Source organism: Psychromonas sp. SA13A (genome assembly GCF_011378715.1).
Classification (GTDB): domain Bacteria; phylum Pseudomonadota; class Gammaproteobacteria; order Enterobacterales; family Psychromonadaceae; genus Psychromonas.
This window is the reverse complement of record NZ_WTKU01000016.1, coordinates 66,742-89,744: the sequence shown is the minus strand read 5'-3', so window position 1 is coordinate 89,744 and position 23,003 is coordinate 66,742. Positions and strand designations below refer to the sequence as shown.

Below are 23,003 nucleotides of genomic sequence, written 5' to 3'. Positions count from 1 at the left end.
GGTTGTAGCGACAAATATTTCTTAAAATCCAACCTATGAACCTGTACTAGCGACCAATGGCTTGTTTGACATAGACATCGAATCTATTTTTTTTTGTCTTAATGCTCATACTTGGTTTTTTGTCATTCAAAAACGGTGCATAGTCAGGACGCTTCACCACTACTCTATATTTAGCAGCGGCTAAGGCGACATCTAATAAATCATCGGCATCTAAATCAGCACCGACTACACCCTGGAAAACGCGCATCTCTTTTTTGACGAGTGCAGATTTCTTTTTATGAGGGAACATAGGATCTAAGTACACAACATCTGCTTTATGTTGTTGTAAATACTCGTATCCGCTGGCATGGGTTAAGCGCATACGTTGTTGCATCCACTCGCCAATTTCAGCATCTAAATAAGCGCGCTCCAAACCGTCTTCCAATAAAGCAGCCGCAACTGGCGAACGCTCTACCATATCGACTTTACAGCCCAAAGATGCCAATACAAAGGCATCTCTACCTAGACCTGCTGTCGCGTCAATAACATGTAATGTAACACCTGCTTTCATGCCTATCGCTTTTGCAATTGATTGTCCTTTACCGCCGCCAAACTTTCTACGGTGCGCAACAGCGCCAGAAGCAAAGTCAACAAAGACTAACCCTTGTTGTTTGTCATCTAATTGCTCAAGTGCTAAATACTCAGGCAATAAGCGTAATTGAAATGATTCACTTTTAAGCGCTACAAAGCCCCACTTTTCACGTAATTTTTTTGCTTTAGGTGCAAGAATATTCTCGTTACAGACTAATGTGATATCCATTAAAAATCATCCTCATACAATGACTCTGATAATAACGCCATCATATCAATAGGCACAGGTTTGCCTAAGTGGTAGCCCTGCGCAAAATCGACACCAATTTCATTTAATTTTTCGATAATATCTTCACTCTCTACATATTCAGCGATGGTTTTTTTACCAAACAAATGACTCAATTCATGGATCGTTTTAACAATACCAAAATCCTGTTCATCATTTGCCATGTCTTTAACAAACACCCCATCTATTTTCAGGTAATCAACATTCAACCGTTTAAGATAACCAAATGACGATAAGCCAGTACCAAAGTCATCTAATGCTAACTTACAACCTAATTTTTTTAATGAATTAATTAATTTAGCTGCATTACTAAAGTTGCCTATTGCCACGGTTTCTGTGATTTCAAAACAAAGTTTTTCCAACGGTAGTGATGAATGACTTAATAGCGTTACAAGATCTTCAATAAACTTTGGATCACCGAGTGACTGACCAGATAAATTAATAGAACACATATTTAATTTAAATACATGCTCAGGATGATTTTTTAACCAGTTAATGGTTTTAGTGATAATAATCATATCGATTTTATCAGCTAGATTGTAACTCTCAGCTATCGGGATAAATTTTGCAGGCGGAGCAAGTTCACCATTTTCGTCTATCATCCGAGTTAATATTTCATAATGTAGGTAATCGTCGCTGCCACTCACAGGCTTGATCAACTGAGCGTAAAGACAAAATCGAGACTCATCTCGTAACGCATCTTGTACTTTATTAACCCACACGACCTCTTCACGACGAAGTTCTTCTTGTTTATCTTCTTCGTAGATATGGATCCTATTTCGTCCAGATTGTTTTGCGGTATAACATGCGCTATCAACACAACTTAATGCATGTACACCACCACGACCAAGTTCTATAAACTCAGCAAGCCCAATACTAACTCCTAATGAGAAATGATTACCTTCCCATAAAAAATAATGTTTGCCGATTGCTGAGATTATCTTTTCTGCCGATTTATTAGCAACGTCAAGTTCGGTTTGAGGAAAAATAATAGCAAACTCGTCACCACCTAATCGAGCAACCATTGCGTTAGCAGGAACACTTTCATTGAGAATAGTCGCAATTTGTCTTAATACTTCATCGCCGGCGTGATGCCCGCAGGTATCGTTGATAATTTTGAATTTATCCATATCCAAATACATCAAACAACAAGGTGATTTATGCGTGTCTATTTTATCTAAGTTTTTGTCTAATTGACTTTCAAAAAACAATCTATTTTTCAATCCAGTTAAATAGTCATGTGATGCACGATAATTTAACTCTTTAGACAGTTCATAGCGCTCAGTGATATTTTCACACACTAAAAAGTATTGATCATGACCATCGATTTTTCGTACACGTTCATTGATCCAAATTTTACGGCCATTCTTTGTCGAATAAGATACTTCACGAGATAACAACATGCCTTCTTGTTCTTCACATTCTGCTAGGTAATTTTTTAAATCGGTGAGGTTTACTAATTCTGAATACAGGGTGACAAGGTTACGGCCAATTAATTCACCGTCATAATAACCTAACAAATTACAGCCAAATTTATTACAGGATAAAATTAACCCTTGGGCATTGAGCATTAACAACATCGAAGGACTTTCATCTAATAATAAGTTAGAACGCTTGTTCGCTTTTTCAACTTCCTCTTCAACCGCTTTAATACCACTAATGTCCCTAGCTTCTACAATAATTGAGGTTGTTTCGTTGCCATGTAATACTTCATTTTTTACCGGTTGAATAAACACATCGAAAGCATGCTTTAATTTATTTTTATCAATTAATCCACATTCAAAACGCGCTGTTTTACCAACCCTTGCTTGCCCCATGGCAGACTTTAATTTTTTCTTACTCTCAGCATCATTTTGCCACCAAAGAGTGTCCCATAAGAAGCTTCCCGTCACTTCCCCTTCTTGCATTTGTACAAAGTCTAAAGCAGTTTGATTGACCATTTTAATTTCACCAACCAAATCAAGCATAAAAATAAAATCGTAGGAGATATTAAAAATATTGATGACGCGATCGTGTTTAGTTTCAACTAAAGCAGTATTCTGTACTAACTTTAAATATTTACGCCATCCCCAAAAAAATAGACAAAGAAAGCTAAGGATAATAAATGATAGGGTTAACAAACTAAAATCTGCTTTATATTTATTCTCTTTTTTATTAATAATACGATAGCCAATCGGGACATCACTTTCCTGTAATCCCCAACGTAATAGCTCTGGATATTGAATAATATACTTATTACTCAAAATAACTTGGACGGGTAAATGTTCTATCTTAGCACCGAGTTTTATTTGCAATACTTTATCAGCAGCGGCTTGACCTTGTGCAAAGCCACTTGTCACTACACCACCAATGACTCCTTCCATCAAATCATGTTGGTTAATAACAAATAATGGCACTCTTGCCGTAGCTGTTATTGCTTTTAAAACTTCAGTGCGATTAATAAAGAAGCCGTCTTTATCACGAGAAAAGTCATCAAATATAATCACAGAGTCGCTAGCGATATTATTAATTTTATTTAATAAAGATGTTTCACTCTCGTTATTAAGAATGTTTAGGGTGGGTTCTAACCGTAGTGATAATTGTTGAATATCTTGTTCAGAGATTTGACGAGCAAGCGTACGGCCAGTAATAAGGTAGATATCCGTTGTTAGCGGAAATAATTGTGTAGATAGGCGCATTGTTTCAAAAATATTTTCTGATTCTACAATCGCAGAGATTTTGTGTGTAAAAGCGGGTAGTGAAGTATCGCTATTTTTAATACCAGTAAAAACAATGGGCGTGTTAACAAATAACCTTTCCCCGTATTGTTGTACTAGCTTTAATGCATTTTCACCACTAACGATAATCGCATCAAAATTTCTGGTATCAAACTTTCTAGATAAAAAATCGACTTGCTGTATCAGGGCTTGCTCTCCCATCACTTGGTTGCTATCAAGGTATGATACATACAAAGAAATATTGCTATCTTTAAATTTATCTTCAATGCCCTTTTGAATTTCACGGGTTTGTTCATTACCTTGATAACCTGAATGCAATACTAAAACTTCACTAGAAAGCGCATTATCAGCATAAACACATGAGCATAAGAAAATGCCCACAAACATGATTTTTTCAAAGGTAGCTTTAAAGAACGTCAATATAATTTCCAAATCAAAATATATGATCACTGAATGTATTATTTTACTTAAATACTAAATCAGCCTGATAAATTAAAGTAGTCTATAAGTGAATAACTATCCACTTAAAACTATATTACTTGCTGTTTTTATTACACTATTTTGATTAAATACAGATTATTAAGGCAAAAAAAAACCAGTCAAACGACTGGTTTTTTGTAACAAAGTAACTTTAAAGCGGGGTAATTATATATAACAAATCACCGCTTGATACTTGTTGCCCATTTGCATTGATAATGCGCTCTACACGGAACTTAGTTTTTGCATCATAAAGCACTGCATCTTTACGATTAAAGCTTGCTAGCGTTAGAGGTGAGAACATTTTCATTGCTTCCATTAAACCTAATGTTTGTTCAACATTAACAATGTCACCTTCTAATACAAAATCAGGCTCAGCTGGTGAAGACGCTCGGTAGAAAATACCAGCACTTTGTGCAATTACTTTCAGCTCATTACTGCCATCAACTTGGATAGACTCAGCAACACCTTCAAGACCAGAGGCAGCTGACGCTTCCATTTCATCGATCATCACTTGTTGGTCAAGTTTAGCCATGAATTTAGGTAAGTAAGTGGTATCGTATTCACCATTTATGAAAGTGTCATCTTTTAGGATGCGTTTCAATAATGGAATATTAGTCGCGATACCTTTAATACTTACTTTATCTAAGAACTCAAGTAACTTAGCAATAGTATCGTTACGATCTTCACCATGACAAATAAATTGTGCCACTAAACTATCGTAGTATGGAGAAACTTCTTTCCCCGTAGCAATCATAGACATCACTTCAACATCGTCTTGCTCAGGAATGATACATTCAGAAACTTTACCAGGGTAAGGCAATAGCTGCATGATGCCATCAGAATCTAAGCCAGCTTTCTCAGCCGTTACGCGCACTTCAATTGCATAACCTTTTTTCTGTGGCGTCAGCTCAGAAATGTCACAACCAGAAGCAATATCGTACTGTGCTTTTACAATATCAATACATGATGTTGCTTCAGTTACTGGATGCTCTACCTGTAAACGTGTGTTCATTTCCATAAAGTAGATGTCATTTGCATCTAAATCGTAAATAAACTCAACCGTACCTGCGCCCATGTAATCTACTGCATCAGCAAGAGCAGCAGTATGCTTAAGCGCTTCTTTTTCTAATTTTTCAGGCAACATAGTTGAAGCAGACTCTTCAACTACTTTTTGGTTATTACGTTGCACTGAACAATCACGAATACCTAATACTTTAGTATTGCCAAATTTATCACGTAATAATTGCACTTCAATATGACGTAAAGAAGTTATGTATTTCTCTAGGTATAAGTCACCATTACCAAATGCACTTCGAGCTTCAGCAGATACTTGGTTAAAGCCAGCAAACATATCTTCAGCTTTTTCAATAACCAAAATACCTTTACCACCACCACCGTTTACTGCTTTCAATAAAACTGGGTAACCCATATTATTAGCAATATCTAAAGCTTGTTCTGCCCCTGTCAAAATACCGTGAGAACCAGGTACTACAGGTACACCATTAGCTTGTGCTGTTTTAATTGCGTTTGATTTATTACCCATCGTTAGCATGCTGTTCATGCTTGGACCAACAAAGTTGATGTCATGGCTAATACATAAGTCTGCAAAATGTGGGCTTTCAGATAAGAAACCAATGCCTGGATGTAATGCGTCAACTTGTTCGTATTCAGCTACTTTTATTACAGAACTTGCATTTAAGTAACTTTCATCTGAAGTATTACCACCTAAACAAACTAGTTTATCGCCTTCACCTAGCATATCTGCAGGAACAGAAGTCATATCAGGGTCAGAAGCCACTAAAACAACATTAATATTGTTAGCTTTGGCAATACGAATCAATTTAACAGCAGTACAACCACGCGCATGTATTAATACTTTTTTAACGGGATGCATTAACTGACGAGGATCAGATTTAGAGAATTTCTCTTCTTCGATATCACAGACAGGTATAAAGCCAGACAATGCACGGTTAATTGTTTCTTCAACAGTGATAACAGGCATTGGCATGTTTTCATCAATATCACGTAACTTGTCATTCAAGTCATCAGAGAATGGGTTGATAACTAAACCATCCATAGCACCAGGTACACGTGATAAGTAGTTAGATAATGTAGACGTTGATGGCAAATACGCAGGTACAACCATTTGACCAGCAAATGGCATATTAGTACCAGAAAGGTAATAAGTTTGTGCCATTGGGTGAGTTACAAAACTTGCTTGTGCTCCACCAGTACAATCCCCGTAACCAAACATAACAATAGGTAAGTCATTATCACGAATAAAACGCGTAATACGGTCATTAACTACTGACATTGAGAATAGTGCTGCAGCACCTTCTTTAGTTTGCATACCACCAGAACTAATGAAAGCCACAACAGGTAAATGTTGTTTTGCACATTTAACCAATAGTGCACAGAACTTCTCTGCACTGGCCATATCAAAAGCACCCGCTTGGAAAGATAGATTAGAAACAGCAACACCAACACGCTGTGTTTCGCCACTTTCTAATTTAAACTCACCCGTACCCGTGATCAATCCACATGGTTTGATGTTTCTATCTAACGCATCTTCTACAGATAGACGGAAACCAGGGAACTCTAATAGGTTTGCTGTCATTAAGTCAGCACGAGACTCTTTGAAGTTAGTAAAGAATTTCTGAATAATCGCTTCATGAGAATTATTCTTTTTGTTTTTTTCTGAACGTAATACAGCTTGAATCAATAGATCTTGATAACCCATTGTTAAACGGTTCCAGAAATCTTTACGACGTCCTATTCTTACAGGGTTAATTGCACCATTGTAAGAGCTTTCGTCATCACGACTGTTGTAGTATTCAGGTAAAAGTTTTTCGAACAAGTAGGTCAAAATAACAAATAAACTAGAGTTCATTTGTGGAGCACCAATACTCTTCCATTCTTCCACTTTAGCAAGAATTTCACCACGCTCAGACTGCTCAGTGAAGTATTGTAACCATGCATTAAAAGTAACTTTTAATTGCTCGTAATCATCATCACTGACTTTGTTTAGTGCAGTCTTTAATGAACTACGCACTAATGATGAAACCGATTGACGAGAAAGTTCTTTTGTCGCCATTGCTTCTTTAGCAATAGAGGCTAAGTTGCCCATTGTATTGTCATAAAGTGCGTTAAACACCAGCATATGACGACAATGTATAATGAAGCATTCACGCGTTTCAGTGTGTGAAACAACATCAATGATATCAAGCTCTGCTAATTCAGGAAATGAATCCGTCATTGGCATCGTTTTTTCATCTTCTAAATGTTTAATTAGAGAATGAAAGTTATTTTCAGCACTGGTTTTCCAACGGTTATACAATGACCAAGTTAGGTTGATCATTAATGTACTACGTGCGTTATCATAGTTTGCTTTTGGCTCACCTAAGATAAGTTTAGTAATTACGTTACGCTCAACACCTTTATCTTCACGTTTTTGTAGGAATGTTTTCCAATTTTTATTCAGTCTATCATCGTAAATTAACTTATCTGGGTTTTCTAACCAGTTTAAGAATACTTGCTTACGATCTGCTTCAATACGCGCTTTCAAATCACCTTCTGGTACCGTTAATTTAGATAAACGGCCATATTCGTTCTTTTGAATCGCTTTAATACGAGAGCGTAACGTCAAGTAACGCATGTAGCGGTAAGTAGTACCAAATGCATTGTTATGTGACGTTGGGTTTTTAGCTAATAGCTGAGCATCCGTTGCATTTTCTATCGCCAGTAGCTTGCTTGAAGGTTCAAGGTAACGCGAAAGACTACGGTTATAATGTTCTAAAATATCAGGATGCTTACGTACAAATTCAACTGATTTTGACTCAATCGATAAAATACCAGAAATAATCGCTTTCTGAAGGTTGTGTTGACGCTCATCTTGGTCAACAGGCGAGTAATCAACAATACCGTCGATACAGCCCATTTCATAAAGCTCTTCTGGTGATACACCAACAGACTGAGCACATTCCTGCCAAGACAAGTTGTATTTACGCGCAATACTTTGTAAACCTTTAGGTTGAATAGTATTAAAAATACCATCACGTACCGATAACAATATATTAGCCGTTGCTAATGGAATAGCGCCACCAGAATAACCGACACCCACCACTATACCGATAGTAGGAACATCAACATTGGCACTTTCAGTGATCATTTGTGAAATACTGTGCGCTTGGTTTTGACTATTCGCCGCTTCTCCAGCGTCAGCTCCCGGCGTGTCGATTAAGTACACAATCGGTAATGACATATCTGCAAACTTACGGATCGCTTTACTTGCTGCTAGATGGTGTTCAGGCATCCAAGCACCATTATTTGAACTACGCTCCTGTGCAATTAAACCAATACGACGGCTGTAACCGCCAAAGTCCAATTCCATTTCTGCAGAATAAAAGGCTCCGTTTAGTTGTTCGGTAATGATTTTACCGTTAAACCCTTCAATAATAGTTTTTGAACCAGGTCGCTTATTACTCTCAGCCGGTGTTACCGTACGTGCAATATAAGCATCAACATCCAATTTTTTGATAGTAGCCAGATTTGATTTAATACGCTGCTTATCAATAAGACCTTCTACACCATCTGTATTTGACGGTAATGAATTATCTGGAAATAGAGAAAAGTCTTTTGCGATTTGCTCAGCATGAATAAATAGCGGATCTGCAATATTATTCACTTCAAACTGAGAAGATGAAGGTTTTCCTGTCATATAATTACCCTTACAAGAAAGTGATGGAAAAAATAAATGTCGTAATTTACAACTTATTAGCATTTGATTCCACTATTGAACTCTAATCAATATAAATCATTTGCGAATAAGTTGCATATTGTGAAGCTTGAGCTAGATATTAGCTTGAATATATAACTATTCTCTTCTATTGGGTGTAAAAAAACAACAAAATAGGAATCGTTATGTCAAGTTGTGAAGTCAAGCTTAAAGCATATAATCTTCAGGAAGTTCGATTTGTGCGACACCCGTTGCGATAGCAGCACGTGCAACAGCACCAGCAACACTTTTCAATAGACGAGGATCCATAGGTTTAGGAATAATATAATTTTTACCAAAATCGAGTGATTCATAACCACTTGCTTTAAGTACAGACTCTGGTACTGGCAGTTTTGCAATCGCACGAATTGCATTAACAGCAGCGACTTTCATTTCATCATTGATATCCGTTGCACGAACATCTAAAGCACCACGGAAGATGAATGGAAAACAAAGTACATTATTAACTTGGTTAGGATAATCACTGCGTCCTGTCGCCATGATTAAATCATCACGTACTGAGTGTGCTAAATCAGGGTTAATCTCAGGATCTGGATTTGAGCAAGCAAAAATAACTGGATTCGGAGCCATTAGTTTAACATCGTCAGCACCTAATACATTCGGGCCAGATACGCCCACAAATACGTCTGCACCACAAATAACATCTTGCAAAGTGCGTTGGTCAGTATTATTGGCAAAACGTTGTTTATATTCATTGATATCGTCACGACGAGTATGGATAACCCCTTTACGATCCAACATGTAAATCTTTTCACGCAATGCGCCACATTTAATCAATAATTCCATACAAGCAATGGCTGCTGCGCCAGCGCCCATACAGACAATTTTCGACTCTTCAATTTTTTTACCTTGAATGTCTAACGCATTGATCATTGCAGCTGCAGTTACAATTGCAGTACCGTGCTGGTCATCGTGGAAAACAGGAATATTACAGCGTTGCTTTAGCTCTTTTTCAATTTCAAAACACTCAGGTGCTTTAATATCTTCAAGGTTAATACCACCAAAGGTATCTGCGATATTAGCGACAGTATTAATAAACTCTTCTGGTGTGCGATGCTTTACTTCAATATCAACCGCATCAAGGTTCGCAAAGCGTTTAAAGAGTAATGCTTTACCTTCCATTACAGGCTTTGAAGCTAACGGGCCTAAATTACCTAGACCTAAAATAGCAGTACCATTAGTGATCACAGCAACTAAATTACCTTTAGCTGTATATTTATAAACATCATCAGGGTTAGCCGCAATCTCTCTCACCGGCTCGGCAACACCTGGACTATATGCTAATGATAAATCTTCAGCTGTTTCAGCTGAAGTTGTAAGCTCTACGCTAATTTTTCCTGGTTTAGGAAAAGCGTGGTAATCAAGGGCTTGCTGGCGAAAATCTGACATCTATAAATTCCATTCGAATAGGCTAAATTGCTTATAAAAGATAAGCATAAAAATAAAAGTGTGATGATAGTCAAATTTTAACCAAAATCACAGAGCTAATTAGCAGTATTGTAGCAGCTCAAACAGGGTAAGGTTGTATTGGAAGGCAATTTTTAGAAAAAAAGTAAATTTCAGGTTTACAGATACAAAAAAAGCACCCTAAGGTGCTTTTTAAAAACGTGGTAGTTATCTTATTTAGAAGATAAAGCACCGAAACGTTTTTTGAACTTGTCAATACGACCGCCAGTATCAACAACGCGTTGAGTACCAGTGTAGAATGGGTGACAAGCTGAACAAATATCTAAAGTTAACTCTTCTTTACCAAGCGTAGAACCAACTTTAATAACGTTACCACATGAACAAGTAGCAGTAACTAATTTGTATTCTGGGTGAATTTCTTTTCTCATTGGGAAAACCTCTATTTAGGCCGTGTCGCTGCTCAGCTTGAATGAATTATTTCACTCAACAAAGTACCACACGTATTTTCATTAAATTTCAGGTTGCGGATTGTATAGTAATGGATAATAAAAGTACAACTTAAAATAACCAAAAATAACAACTTTATTCCCAGCATTAAAAAAGCTTAATGACATTCATTATTTTCTTATTATTATCATGCAGATACAAAACCATCAAGCCCTTAGGAGAGTACATGGTAGGTATAAACGAGAAGCATAGATTATAGGTATAAAAATAAAATGTAGATAAGTATAAATTGATTAATTTAGAATACTTAAACAGAACCCTTCTCGTAAACAGGTTACAATGTTTAATCCTAATTATGTATTCACTTAAAACAGATCTTCTATGACTCAATTAATAATTTGCAGAGTGGCACTGGCAATTCCTTTACATAAGCAATTTGATTACTTACTTCCAGCCTACCTCTACCCAGAGGACCTCACCTCATTAATTGGCAGTCGTGTGATAGTACCTTTCGGTGGTGGTCATCGGAAACAAGTGGGCGTGATCACTGCGACACCTGCGCAATCTGACTTTGCTATCGAAAAATTAAAATCCATCTCACAGTTATTGGATCAACAAGCACTATTAAGTGATAGCTTATATAAGTTATTAAATTGGGCAGCAGTCTATTATCAGCACCCTTTTGGCGATGTATTCCAACAAGCAATCCCTACTTTATTACGCAAAGGAAAACCCGCCACCTTTAAAGCGCAAGAATATTGGAAATTGAAACAAGGTAATAGTGATATTAGCCAGCTAACAAGAGCAAAAAAGCAATATCAAGCCGCACAACTATTACAAGTATCAGCACTCAGTTATGACCAATTAAAAGAGAACAATGTCAGCCGAGCGACATTAAATAGCCTACAAGAAAAGCAACTGGTCACACGATATGAAGAAATCCCTGCCAGCAATATTGAGTGGGCAGAATCATTACGAGAGCTACAGCAAAAACCTCAGTTAAGCACTGAACAAGCGATTGCGATCACCAGTGTGACGCAACAATTAAACAAATTTAAATGCTATTTGTTAGAAGGGATCACTGGCAGTGGCAAAACAGAAGTTTACCTTAATATATTGAAAGCGGTCTTAGAAAAAGGTCAACAAGCATTAATTATTGTGCCAGAAATTGGCTTAACACCACAGACTATTAAACGCTTCAAAGCGCGCTTTAATGTCCCCATCTATTTGAAACATTCCGCATTAAACGAACAGCAGCAACTAGAAACTTGGCTGCACGCTAAGCAAGGTAGTGCTGCGATTGTGATTGGGACTCGAAGTGCCATTTTTAGTGATTTTAAAAACCTTGGGTTAATTATTTTAGATGAAGAACATGATGCCTCTTTTAAACAACAAGATAGCTTTCGTTATCACGCTCGAGATTTTGCGATAAAACGCGCCTCTCAAGAAAATATTCCTATTATACTCGGGTCGGCGACTCCTGCTTTTGAATCACTTAATAATGCGTTATCAGGGCGTTACCACCATCTGTTTTTGACACATCGCGCAGGCAATGCAACTCCACCTAGAAATGATTTAATTAATCTGACCGGTTTACCGCTTAAATCAGGGTTATCACCACAATTAATCGATCTGATGCAGCAACATCTTGATAAAAACAATCAGGTTATTTTATTTTTAAATCGTCGTGGTTACGCTCCTGTTTTAATGTGTCATGAATGTGGGTGGTTGGCAAAATGTGAGCGTTGTGATGCTTTTTACACTTATCATAAAAGTGCAAACTATCTACATTGTCATCACTGTATGGCGACACATCCAGTACCCGAACAATGCCATGATTGTGGCTCTACCAATTTGCACTCTACCGGTGTAGGGACAGAGCAACTGGAAGAAACATTAACGCAGTTATTTCCAGATCATAAAACAGTAAGAATTGATCGCGATAATACGCGTAAAAAAGATAGCTTTAACGAATATCTCAACGATATTAACAGTGGGAAATATAAAATATTACTGGGTACTCAAATGCTGGCCAAAGGACATCATTTTCCAGATGTTACGTTAGTGGCATTGGTAGATGTCGATGGAGCTCTGTTTAGTAATGATTTTAGAGCGAGTGAAAGGCTTGGCCAGTTATTTACGCAAGTAGCAGGTCGAGCAGGCCGGGCAGAGAAAAAAGGGCAAGTCGTATTACAGACTTTTCACCCTGAACATAACCTATTACAGGAGTTAGTGAATAATGGTTATGGTCACTTTTCTCGCAGCGCTTTACAAGAACGAAAAATGGCACAGTTACCGCCATTTTCATATCAAGCGTTGATTAGAGCTGAATCATTAAATGCAACACAGGCAGAGAACTTTTTAACGCTCTGTAAACAAACATTGAATCAGATTGCACTGAATAATAAGGTCAGTGACCGTTTGTTGATATTAGGTCCGATAGCTGCGTCAATGGAAAGGCGAGCAGGAAAGTATCGTTTTCAATTACTGATACAAAGTGAACAAAGAGTTTTGGTGACTAAAACATTAAATATTGCATTAGCCCATTTTGAAAAAATACCCGAGGGGCGAAAGGTACGTTGGTCAATTGATGTTGATCCGATTGATTTTATTTAAGCCAAGTGTCTATTTATATCAAGAGCTACCATTATTGTATTGGTAATGTGAAGCCTCCTCATTGGCACATTAATACACGATGTTATAGAGATTACTTTCAATAATTCTGATCTGCATTGATCATTTAACTAGTAGCTGCATTTATCTCGTCTGCGCTCGTCGAGTTAGTTTAGTGCTTAAGAGGGCTCTTTCTTCAGCAATTTTAAGCGTCACTTTAAGCTTATTACCTCATGATGGCCTTTCCTGAAGATCATGAGGTAACAGTAAACACCAGACTTCCCATGTTAACCATTTACATTATAAACGATGGGCGTCTGATACATCTTTAAGCTGCTTTAACTTCACTAATAATTTATTAATCTCTTTATTATTTTGCACCTCTAAAGACAGGTCAATAATAGCGGTTAATGTTTTAGTGTTAGTTTGGCTGTGTACACCCAATAAATTTACCTTTTCATTGGATAGTACCGTGGTGATATCTTTTAACAACCCGTTTCTATCGTCTGCAATTAAGCGCAGCGTTAGCGTATAGCCTGATGACTGTGAATCGCCCCAATTGGCACTAATAATACGCTCTGGATGCGCTTCTTCTAGGTCAGCTAATTGCTCACAGTTACTTTTGTGAATAGAAATACCACGCCCTTGCGTTATATAACCGACAATTTCCTCGCCAGGTACAGGTTGGCAACACCTTGCAATGTTATGCATTAAGTTACCCACACCATCAATAATGATATCTTTGCCGGTATTTTTAGGGGCAACTTGTGTCTTGCGGTTTTGTAACTCTAATAACGCGGCAGCATCTTGTTGCTCTAGGGTTTTTTGATGATAAAAGCCATCTAAAAAATGTACCAATTGATTAATACGTAAATCACCATTACCAATACCCGCATAAATATCATCAGCTGTACCCACGTTAAAGCGTGAGATCGCAGGTGTGATATCGGCCAGCTTTAAATTGATCTTAACCAATTCAACTTCTAACAACTCACGTCCTGCAATGATATTTTTATCTCGATCCTGCTTTCTAAACCAAGTCGCTACTTTATGGCGAGCACGTGGTGCGTTAATATAACCAAGCTGTGGATTTAACCAATCTCTACTTGGGTTGGCTTCTTTTTGGGTAAGAATTTCAACTTGGTCACCGGTTTTTAATTGGTAAGTAAATGGCACAATATGATTGGCAATTTTCGCACCGATACAACGATGTCCAATTTGACTGTGAATATAATAAGCGAAATCGAGTGGCGTCGAGCCCGCAGGCATATCAATCACTTCACCTTTTGGTGTAAATACGTACACACGGTCATCAAAGACCTGACTTCGAATTTCCTCAACTAAATCATCACCGTCACTCATATCCTCTTGCCATGCTAAGAGTTTACGCAACCAGGCTATTTTTTCTTCGTAATTACTTGCTGATTTTCCACCAGCACTGCCTTCTTTGTATTTCCAATGCGCGGCAACCCCCATTTCAGAGTCTTCATGCATTTGTTGGGTACGTATTTGTACCTCAACAGGCTTACCGCTATTGCCTAAAACAACCGTATGGATAGATTGGTAACCATTAGGCTTAGGGTTAGCAATATAATCGTCAAATTCACGGGGAATATGTCGCCATTTAGTATGAATAGCGCCTAATGCGGCATAACAATCCTGCAGTTTATCGACCACAACTCGTACAGCCCTGACATCATATAATTCATCAAACTTAAGGTCTTTTTTCTGCATTTTTCGGTAAATACTGTAGATATGCTTAGGTCGCCCATAAGCTGTCCCCGTTATGTTCATCTCTTGTAATGAAGATTTAACGGTTTCAACAAAATCTTGAATATAGTTTTCACGGTCGATACGTTTTTCATCAAGCTGTTTAGCAATATTTTTATAGGTTTCAGCTTGTAGGTAACGGAAAGAGAGATCTTCAAGTTCCCATTTCAACTGCCCTATTCCTAAACGATTTGCTAAAGGAGCGTAAATAGTTGATATTTCGTGAGCAAGTTGTACTTTTGTTTCTTCATCAGCAATTTTAACCTGGCGCAAATAACAAATACGTTCAGCAAGTTTAATCACTACTGCACGAACATCTTCTACCATCGCTAATAACATATGACGCAAGTTATCAACTTGAGACTCAGCACTTTTTTTGCCACCTCTATCTTGTAAAGCGCGGATACCTTCCATTTCCATCGCACCCTTTGCTAATTTAGCAATGCGCTTTGGCCACAATTCATCCACTTTTTCAGTGCTTAAAACATCTTGAGCTAGTAGAGGAAAGATTAATGCTGCATTTAAAGTATCCATGTCCATGTTTAGAGTGACCAATATTTCAACCATTTCACAGCCAAGCTGCAAAGCAACGATTTGCTGTTCAGAGTCACATAATTCACTGACTTTATTATAATTATCAAATAAATTATTTTGATCTTGTTTACTTAAACCAAAGGTTGTCACCCATTTCTCAGGGTCATTTAATGCACTTTGGTAAAAGTGTGTATCACGAACTGAAACCATCTAATACTCCAAAAAATCAACTGTATCTTTCGATTACAAGCAACCAATGAATAGCTAAAACACTGTTAACATGTTCCTTGAAAACTGAGACTTTAAATACTAATTTTAATGCGGCCTCAGTAGAATCTAATAATACTAAAACATACTCAATGATAAAGAGACTGAATCTTCTGCTCTCATTTGATTCAAAACTTTATTACCCTGTAAATATTACTTATTTTTGATAAATAATGCCATCGATTCGACATGTGCAGTTTGTGGGAACATATCGATTAAGCCTAATTTATCGAGTTTATAGCCCTGATCTAAAAGCAACTGGCTATCCCTCGCTAAAGTCACCGGATCACAGGAAACATAGACAATATGCGTAGGTTTTTTATTGGCGACAAACTCCATGCATTCCGCAGCACCTGCTCGCGCAGGATCTAACAATACTTTGTTATAATCTTGCTTTGACCATTGTGCATTTAACGCGTTCAGGTCACTTAAGTCAGCTTGATAAAATTGCGCATTATTTATTTGGCAATGTTTGGCGTTATCGGTGGCACGGTCAACCATTTTTTGAATACCTTCCACTCCAACCACTTGTTTAGCAATTTTTGCAATAGGTAGCGTGAAGTTACCCAACCCACAAAATAAATCCAATACCTGATCAGTTTCTTTTAATGCAAGCCAATTCATTGCTTGCTTGACCATTTTTTCGTTAACCACGGCATTTACTTGCAGAAAATCATCAACGTTAAATCCAAACTGGCAATCTTGCTCTGGTAATGAGTAACATAATTGTTGCTCAGTCGTTAAGCATGTGATTTTAGTTGGGCTGCTTTGAGCATAAAACTGTAATTGATGTTGTTCAGAGAAAGCGATAATCAATTGTACATCTTGTTCAGAAAGCGGTTTAAGATGGCGCAATAAAACCGCCACCGTATTTTCTGCTTCTACTAACTCAACATGACCAAGCGCCGCTTTACCTTGTAATTGATTTAACAGGGCTTTAATGGGTAAAATTAATTGCGACAATGCAGGTTTTAATACCGGACAAATTTGTTGATTAATCAGTTCACTACTTTTCGAACGACGAAACCCCATTTGTACTTTTTTAGTTTTTTTATCAAAGAGCACACCAAAACGCGCACAACGGCGATAGGCCCAGGCATCCGATTGCAAAGTTTCTTCTAATTGTTCTGGTTTATATTTAGCAAAACGTTCAAATAAGCTTAATACACCTTGCTGTTTTATCTCTATCTGAGCATTTTGCTCAATATGTTGTAAGTGACAACCGCCACATTCTTGATAGTGTTCACAATGCGGGTTTATACGCAGTTCACTGGCTTTATGTATGTTGAGAATAGTCGCTTTTTTATAACGCTTTTTATCTTCCTCAATGGAAACATCTAATACTTCCCCGATCAATCCACCTGCTACAAACAGAGGTTTGTTTTGATGAAATAACATGCCTCGACCTTGATGATCGAGTTTATCAATCTGACAATGTTTAATTACTTTGTTATTTTGCTTGTTTGTGCGCGATGCTTTGAAGAACTGGGCCATAAATATTTCACAGGTGAAGTAAGCTATGCCATGATAGCGATTACGTTTATCGGTACACTATTGTCACATAAAACATGCAAGCATTCATTACTCCATTGAAATTAGACTTTATCCTATGACTAAATACGGCCTACGCGCACAAGTTATTGCTTATACCATCCTTCCTACTGTATTGATTGGAGGGTTATTAGCCGGTTACTTTTCATTTCATCGCTTTCAACAAGCCGATGAGTTCTTAATTAATCGCGCTCTTAATATTGCAGATGCATTATCGATTGCCAGTGAATATGGAATGCAAGATGAAACAAGAACTATTTTACGCCGTTTAATTGGTGCAACACACCGTAAAAATAGCCCCATGATCAAGAGCATTGCGATATTTACCGCTGACAATGAATTGTTTGTGATCAGTAATTATCACCGAGATTATAAACAATTGAGGTTAGCCGTCGATGAACCTATTCCAGATTTACCGCAGATCAGCACTATCGGTAACAATATTATTATTCATAGTCCCATTATTGATGAAACCAACTTTTTAGAGTACCAATTAACCTTTGATCAACCCCGCAAAGTGGTCGGGTATGTGGCATTAGAGATAAATCGAGACCAAGTTGAATTATTACTATACCGCGATGCTGCAATCTCCTTGCTGGTAGTATTAATGGGCATATTAGGCAGTGTTTATTTAGCCTTCAGACAAGCAAAGCGCATTACCGCCCCTATTTCAGAAATGGCCTCCGTCGTTGAAAAAATCAGTCTTGGGCGTTTAAACTCACGTGTAGAAGGTGAGTACACTGGTGAAATTAGTCTATTGCAACACGGTATCAATGAAATGGCCGTGGCCATGTCTAAACATCACGAAGAGATGCAAGAAAGTATTGATTTAGCCACCAGTGAGTTGCGAGAAACGCTAGATCAAATGGAAGTACAAAATATTGAACTAGATATTACCCGTAAAGAAGCGCAGCAAGCAGCGTCAGTAAAATCTGAATTCTTGGCCAATATGAGCCATGAATTACGTACTCCACTTAATGGAGTGATTGGATTTGCAAGGCAATTACTGAAAACACAACTTACTAATAACCAAGTTGATTACTTACAAACGATTGAACGCTCCGCAGGTAATTTACTTAATATCATTAATGACATTTTAGACTTTTCTAAACTAGAAGCAGGCAAGTTAGACCTCGAAAACATTCCCTTTGATATTCGTGATTGCATTAACGAAACGATGCATCTCTTGGCACAAAGTGCACATGAAAAAAATATTGAACTAAGTATGTATATTGATAGCAATGTACCGCAAGAGTTAATTGGCGACGCAATGCGTTTACAACAAGTGTTAACCAATTTAATAGGTAATGCCGTCAAGTTTACTGAACAAGGTAATATTGACGTTAATATTCAACGTATTGAGGAAGACTGCAGTAAAGAGAACAACATCAAGCTAAAATTTGTTATCTCTGATACGGGGATCGGTATTTCTAAGGAGCAACAAGTACAACTCTTTAAAGCCTTTGGACAGGCAGATAGTAGTATCACTCGTCAATATGGTGGTACCGGTTTAGGATTAGTGATCACACAAAAGCTAGTTCGCCAAATGAAAGGCCATATCGATCTTACGTCCGCACCTGATCAAGGGTCAGTTTTCTGGTTTGTTATTGAAATAGAAAAGAATACAAGAGCCTCATTGGAATCTTTACCATTGACTAGATTATCAAACCGCAGTGTATTAGCCTATGAATCGAATGAATATGCGGCAAGGGCTTGTACACAGTTACTAACGCAATGGAAAACAAACGCCACCCTTACTGAGACCGATCTGCAATGGAAAAAAGCACTCAATAAATGCTATGACAGCGTTGTCATCGGGCACAGCAATAACCAAGATATACGTCCATTATTAAATCATATAGAACAAGCGAAGCAATATACTGACAATATTATAGTGTTACTCAATTCCAGTGATCCCAGTGTATATGAACAATTAATGAATACCGGTATCACCCATTGCTTAAGTAAACCGATTAATCATAAAAACTTTGCCAATGCTTTAGTGTCTAATGAAACGACGCCCACCACATTGCAAGTTTCAGCGCCATTGCAGCGTAAAGACATCAACGTGATGGCCGTTGATGACAACCGAGCCAATTTAAAACTCATTTCAGCGATGCTAAGCGATCGCGTTAATCGAGTCACTACCTGTCATAATGGACGAGAAGCCGTAGAACAAGCACAGAAAATACCTTTTGACATTATCTTCATGGATATCCAGATGCCAGTTTTAGATGGTGTTAGTGCCTGTGCAGAAATCAAAAAGAACTCTTTAAATCAAGAAAGTCCGATTATTGCCGTCACAGCACATGTTTTACCAGGTGAAAAAGAACAGCTGCTACAAAAAGGTATGGATGATTGTTTAGCTAAACCAATTGATGAATTGGCTTTACAGGTAATTATTAATAAGTGGGCGCCGAATGCTAAAGTTATTGATCCTTTATCGGATCAAGAAACATCACCAACACCTCCTCCAACATTGCCTATTATAGAAAAAAAATCATTTGATTGGACACTTGCATTACAGCAATCAGCAGGAAAAACTGATTTAGCCAAAGAGATGTTAAGTATGTTATTGAATGAGTTTGCAGACATCAGAAACGCCGCAAACCTAATTATTGAAGAAGAAGGCGACCATGAGCAGTTTGTTACCATCATTCATAAATTTCATGGCGGTTGTAGCTATAGTGGCGTACCCAAATTAAAGAATATTGCAGGGTTAATCGAAAAAGAGCTTAAGCAAGGGGTTAAAGCACATCATTTAGAACCTGAATTATTAGAGCTACTAGACGAACTTGATAACGTTGAAAAAGAAGCGCAGGCCTATTTAAAATAAGATCAACATAATAGATAAACAATCACATCTGTTATTTGTGAGTATAGTGTGAATAGAGTGAATAGAGTGCATAGAGTGCATAGAGTGCATAGAGTGCATAGAGTGCATAGAGTGCATAGAGTGCATAGTATTTCATTGATAAAGGCAGCTTGCAGCGTTTTTGTTACAGCCTCGTAAGTTAAGAAAATGACCGTTTAAATCTAAACGGTCATTTTTCTTTATTACACCTTTGCCCTATTAACATAGTTTAGCTTTACCACATAGTGTTAGCGTATCGGTAAACCACTCACTATCGCTAGATTTATAGCAAAAGCGAGAAGTCTAAGCTCCTCTATTGGCTATCAAGCAAAACTATTAATTAACAGCCTTATTTCGCCGTTTCAGGCTTCTCATATTTATCGTACTGACTACTTTCGTGCCTATGGTTATCATTAAAAAGCATTTTATGATCGTCTTTATTAAGATGTAGTTGACGAGTAGGGAAAGCAAACTCAGCATCATGCTGTATCACAATATCTGCAACCTTTAATAATACATCCTGCTTAACCTCATGGAATAAAACCCAATTCGTTGTTTTAGTAAACGTATAGATAAAGAAGTCTAGAGACGAGTTATTAAATAAATCAAAGTTAACAATCAATGTTTGAGATTGATCTATATCAGGATGATTTTCCAACATTTCTCTAACCGATTTAATGATATCTTCGATTTGTTTAATATCTTTATAACGTAGGCCAAAGTTCTCTTTAATGCGTCGATTAGTCATACGTGATGGGTTCTCTACAACGATCGTAGTGAATAGACTATTTGGCACATAAATAGGACGTTTATCAAAAGTGCGAATACGCGTTACACGCCAACCGATTTCCTCTACTGTCCCTTCAATAGATTTATCTGGGCTACGTATCCAATCACCAACTTTAAAGGGTTTATCCATATAAACCATGGTCGCACCAAATAGGTTTGATAATAAATCTTTGGCTGCCATACCAACTATTAGTCCACCCATTCCACCAAATGCGAGCACACCAGAAATACTCACCCCTAAGGTTTGAATAATAGATAATGTGATAATAGTAATAATGGAAAGTTTTGCTAATTTAGCCAATGCAGTCACTGTGGTTGTATCTTTTGCATCATCAGCAACGTAGGTATGTTCTGCTTTATAGACTAAGCGCCAGAATATCCACCCCACTATAAAGAGAATTGCCACCTTTTGCACCACAGGTAGGTAGTCAGAGATAACCAATTCTTCACTTTCGGCAACGACCCTTAATGACATAGAGGTGCCCATTAACAAAATCACCCAATTAATGGGTTTATTCACCCCATAAAAAACAATATCGTCCCAATTATTTGAAGTTTTAGAAATTACATTTTCAGTTCTTTTTGCAAAGTAACGCCAAATTAGTTGCAATATCATTGTAAGACATAACATAAAAGCAAAGTTAGCAACCCAGTTACCAATATTTAATGAAAGTAACCAAGTACTTACATAGACTTCAGCCTGTTCAATCATATGACTCCTTAAAAGAAAAAACATTATTATAAATGGTGGTGATAAGGGGATAAAAAATAAGCCCTGATACGACCCTTGATGCGTTGCAATGCACAGTTAACAAAAGAAAACTCACCTTGAGACTCAATTCTGTCTAGATATTAATTAACCAGATATTAAATAGCCAGATATTAATACCTCAATAGGATAACATCTACGAGCGATGAGCATATTAGTCTGCTTGTCTCAAGAACAGTTCAGATTACTTTTTATGTAAATATAGCTGCGCATAAGGAATATCAATTTCGGCACTATATAATGCATTTTTAATGCTTTCAGTTAAAGCAAAACGAACAGACCAATAGTCAGCAGATTTCACCCAAGGACGCACCACTAAGTTAACACTTGAACTGGCAAGGTCAGAGACCGCAACTTGTAAGCCAGGCTCTTTTAATACCTTCTCATTTGCTAGTACTGTTGTTTCCAGTAACTGTTTCACCTGTTTCAAATCGGCCTGATAACTAACACGTATGATTAAATCAATACGACGTTCAGGTTTGCGCGAAACATTGACGATATTACCTTTCAAAATAGCTGAGTTTGGTACAAAAATAAGTTTATTATCCCCAGTTCTTAATACACAATTAAAAAGCTGAATAGATTCAACTGTACCTGCAGTACCAGCAGCTTCAATAAAATTTCCTGCAGTGAAAGGCCTAAGCACCACTAACAGCACCCCAGCAGCAAAATTAGATAATGAACCTTTAAGTGCTAAGCCGATTGCTAAACTAGCGGCACCAATGATCGCGACCAAAGATGCAGTTTGAACACCTAAATGTCCTAAGGCAGCAATCCATGTAAGAATAATTAATGCGTAATAGGTAATTGCGGACAGAAAATCTACGATGGTCATGTCTATTGCTTTGCTTTTTAACCTTTTTGCTAAAAAAACTGACAACCCTCGCGCTATTTTCACCCCCACAATAATAATTAATATTGCGATGACAATATTAGAAATATAACTTATAAACAATTGATGGTGCTCGCTAAACCAGTTAATACTTTGTTCAATAAAGCTAGTTTCTGATTTTAACGAGCCTATCATTGGTTGTTCTTGTAGTGACATGATAACTCCTAAAATGTCATTTAATAATCCAGTAAACACTTACTTCATTAATACTGATAACTATATTAGAAACAACAGCCGAATGACTTTTTTCAAATAGATACTC

11 protein-coding genes are annotated in these 23,003 nt (G+C 37.4%); 2 read left to right on the top strand and 9 right to left on the bottom strand.

Going from position 1 to position 23,003, the window contains the following annotated elements; all coding sequences use genetic code 11:
- Positions 1-46: 46 nt before the first annotated feature.
- The 5 genes from GQR44_RS13955 to rpmE all read right to left on the bottom strand — a co-directional run bounded on the left by GQR44_RS13955 (position 47) and on the right by rpmE (position 10,683).
- On the bottom strand, positions 47-799 hold the full coding sequence (locus GQR44_RS13955; RefSeq protein WP_166372366.1) for a class I SAM-dependent methyltransferase: 753 nt from the start codon (positions 797-799) through the stop codon (positions 47-49).
- Positions 799-3,993, bottom strand: a complete 3,195-nt coding sequence (locus GQR44_RS13950; protein ID WP_166372365.1) for an ABC transporter substrate binding protein — start codon at positions 3,991-3,993, stop codon at positions 799-801. The genes GQR44_RS13955 and GQR44_RS13950 overlap by 1 nt, the downstream gene beginning before the upstream one ends.
- 211 nt (positions 3,994-4,204) lie before the next feature.
- Positions 4,205-8,770 (bottom strand): biotin carboxylase N-terminal domain-containing protein, encoded by a 4,566-nt coding sequence (locus GQR44_RS13945; protein ID WP_166372364.1) that lies wholly within the window; start codon positions 8,768-8,770, stop codon positions 4,205-4,207.
- 225 nt (positions 8,771-8,995) lie between these two features.
- Positions 8,996-10,237 carry a malic enzyme-like NAD(P)-binding protein gene (locus GQR44_RS13940; protein WP_166372363.1) on the bottom strand — a complete coding sequence of 414 codons (1,242 nt, stop codon included), beginning with the start codon at positions 10,235-10,237 and terminating at the stop codon, positions 8,996-8,998.
- A gap of 230 nt (positions 10,238-10,467) precedes the next feature.
- Entirely contained in the window at positions 10,468-10,683 is a 216-nt protein-coding gene (gene rpmE, locus GQR44_RS13935) for a 50S ribosomal protein L31 (protein ID WP_025563502.1), read from the bottom strand.
- A gap of 400 nt (positions 10,684-11,083) precedes the next feature.
- On the opposite strand from rpmE, the gene priA reads away from it, so the two are divergent.
- Entirely contained in the window at positions 11,084-13,318 is a 2,235-nt protein-coding gene (priA, locus tag GQR44_RS13930; RefSeq protein WP_166372362.1) for a primosomal protein N', read from the top strand.
- A gap of 297 nt (positions 13,319-13,615) precedes the next feature.
- Here priA and relA read toward each other — a convergent pair whose 3' ends face one another.
- Together relA and rlmD are read right to left on the bottom strand one after the other, a co-directional pair.
- Complete coding sequence (relA, locus tag GQR44_RS13925) at positions 13,616-15,829, bottom strand: GTP diphosphokinase (RefSeq protein ID WP_166372361.1); 2,214 nt, start codon at positions 15,827-15,829, stop codon at positions 13,616-13,618.
- A gap of 210 nt (positions 15,830-16,039) precedes the next feature.
- Entirely contained in the window at positions 16,040-17,380 is a 1,341-nt protein-coding gene (gene rlmD, locus GQR44_RS13920) for a 23S rRNA (uracil(1939)-C(5))-methyltransferase RlmD (protein WP_166372360.1), read from the bottom strand.
- Positions 17,381-17,495: 115 nt separating this feature from the next.
- On the opposite strand from rlmD, the gene barA reads away from it, so the two are divergent.
- Positions 17,496-20,273, top strand: a complete 2,778-nt coding sequence (gene barA / locus GQR44_RS13915) for a two-component sensor histidine kinase BarA (protein WP_166372359.1) — start codon at positions 17,496-17,498, stop codon at positions 20,271-20,273.
- A 367-nt stretch (positions 20,274-20,640) separates the two neighbouring features.
- Here barA and GQR44_RS13910 read toward each other — a convergent pair whose 3' ends face one another.
- Together GQR44_RS13910 and GQR44_RS13905 are read right to left on the bottom strand one after the other, a co-directional pair.
- On the bottom strand, positions 20,641-21,792 hold the full coding sequence (locus GQR44_RS13910) for a mechanosensitive ion channel family protein (RefSeq protein WP_166372358.1): 1,152 nt from the start codon (positions 21,790-21,792) through the stop codon (positions 20,641-20,643).
- 241 nt (positions 21,793-22,033) lie between these two features.
- Entirely contained in the window at positions 22,034-22,897 is an 864-nt protein-coding gene (locus GQR44_RS13905) for a mechanosensitive ion channel domain-containing protein (RefSeq protein WP_240923663.1), read from the bottom strand.
- Positions 22,898-23,003 lie beyond the last annotated feature (106 nt).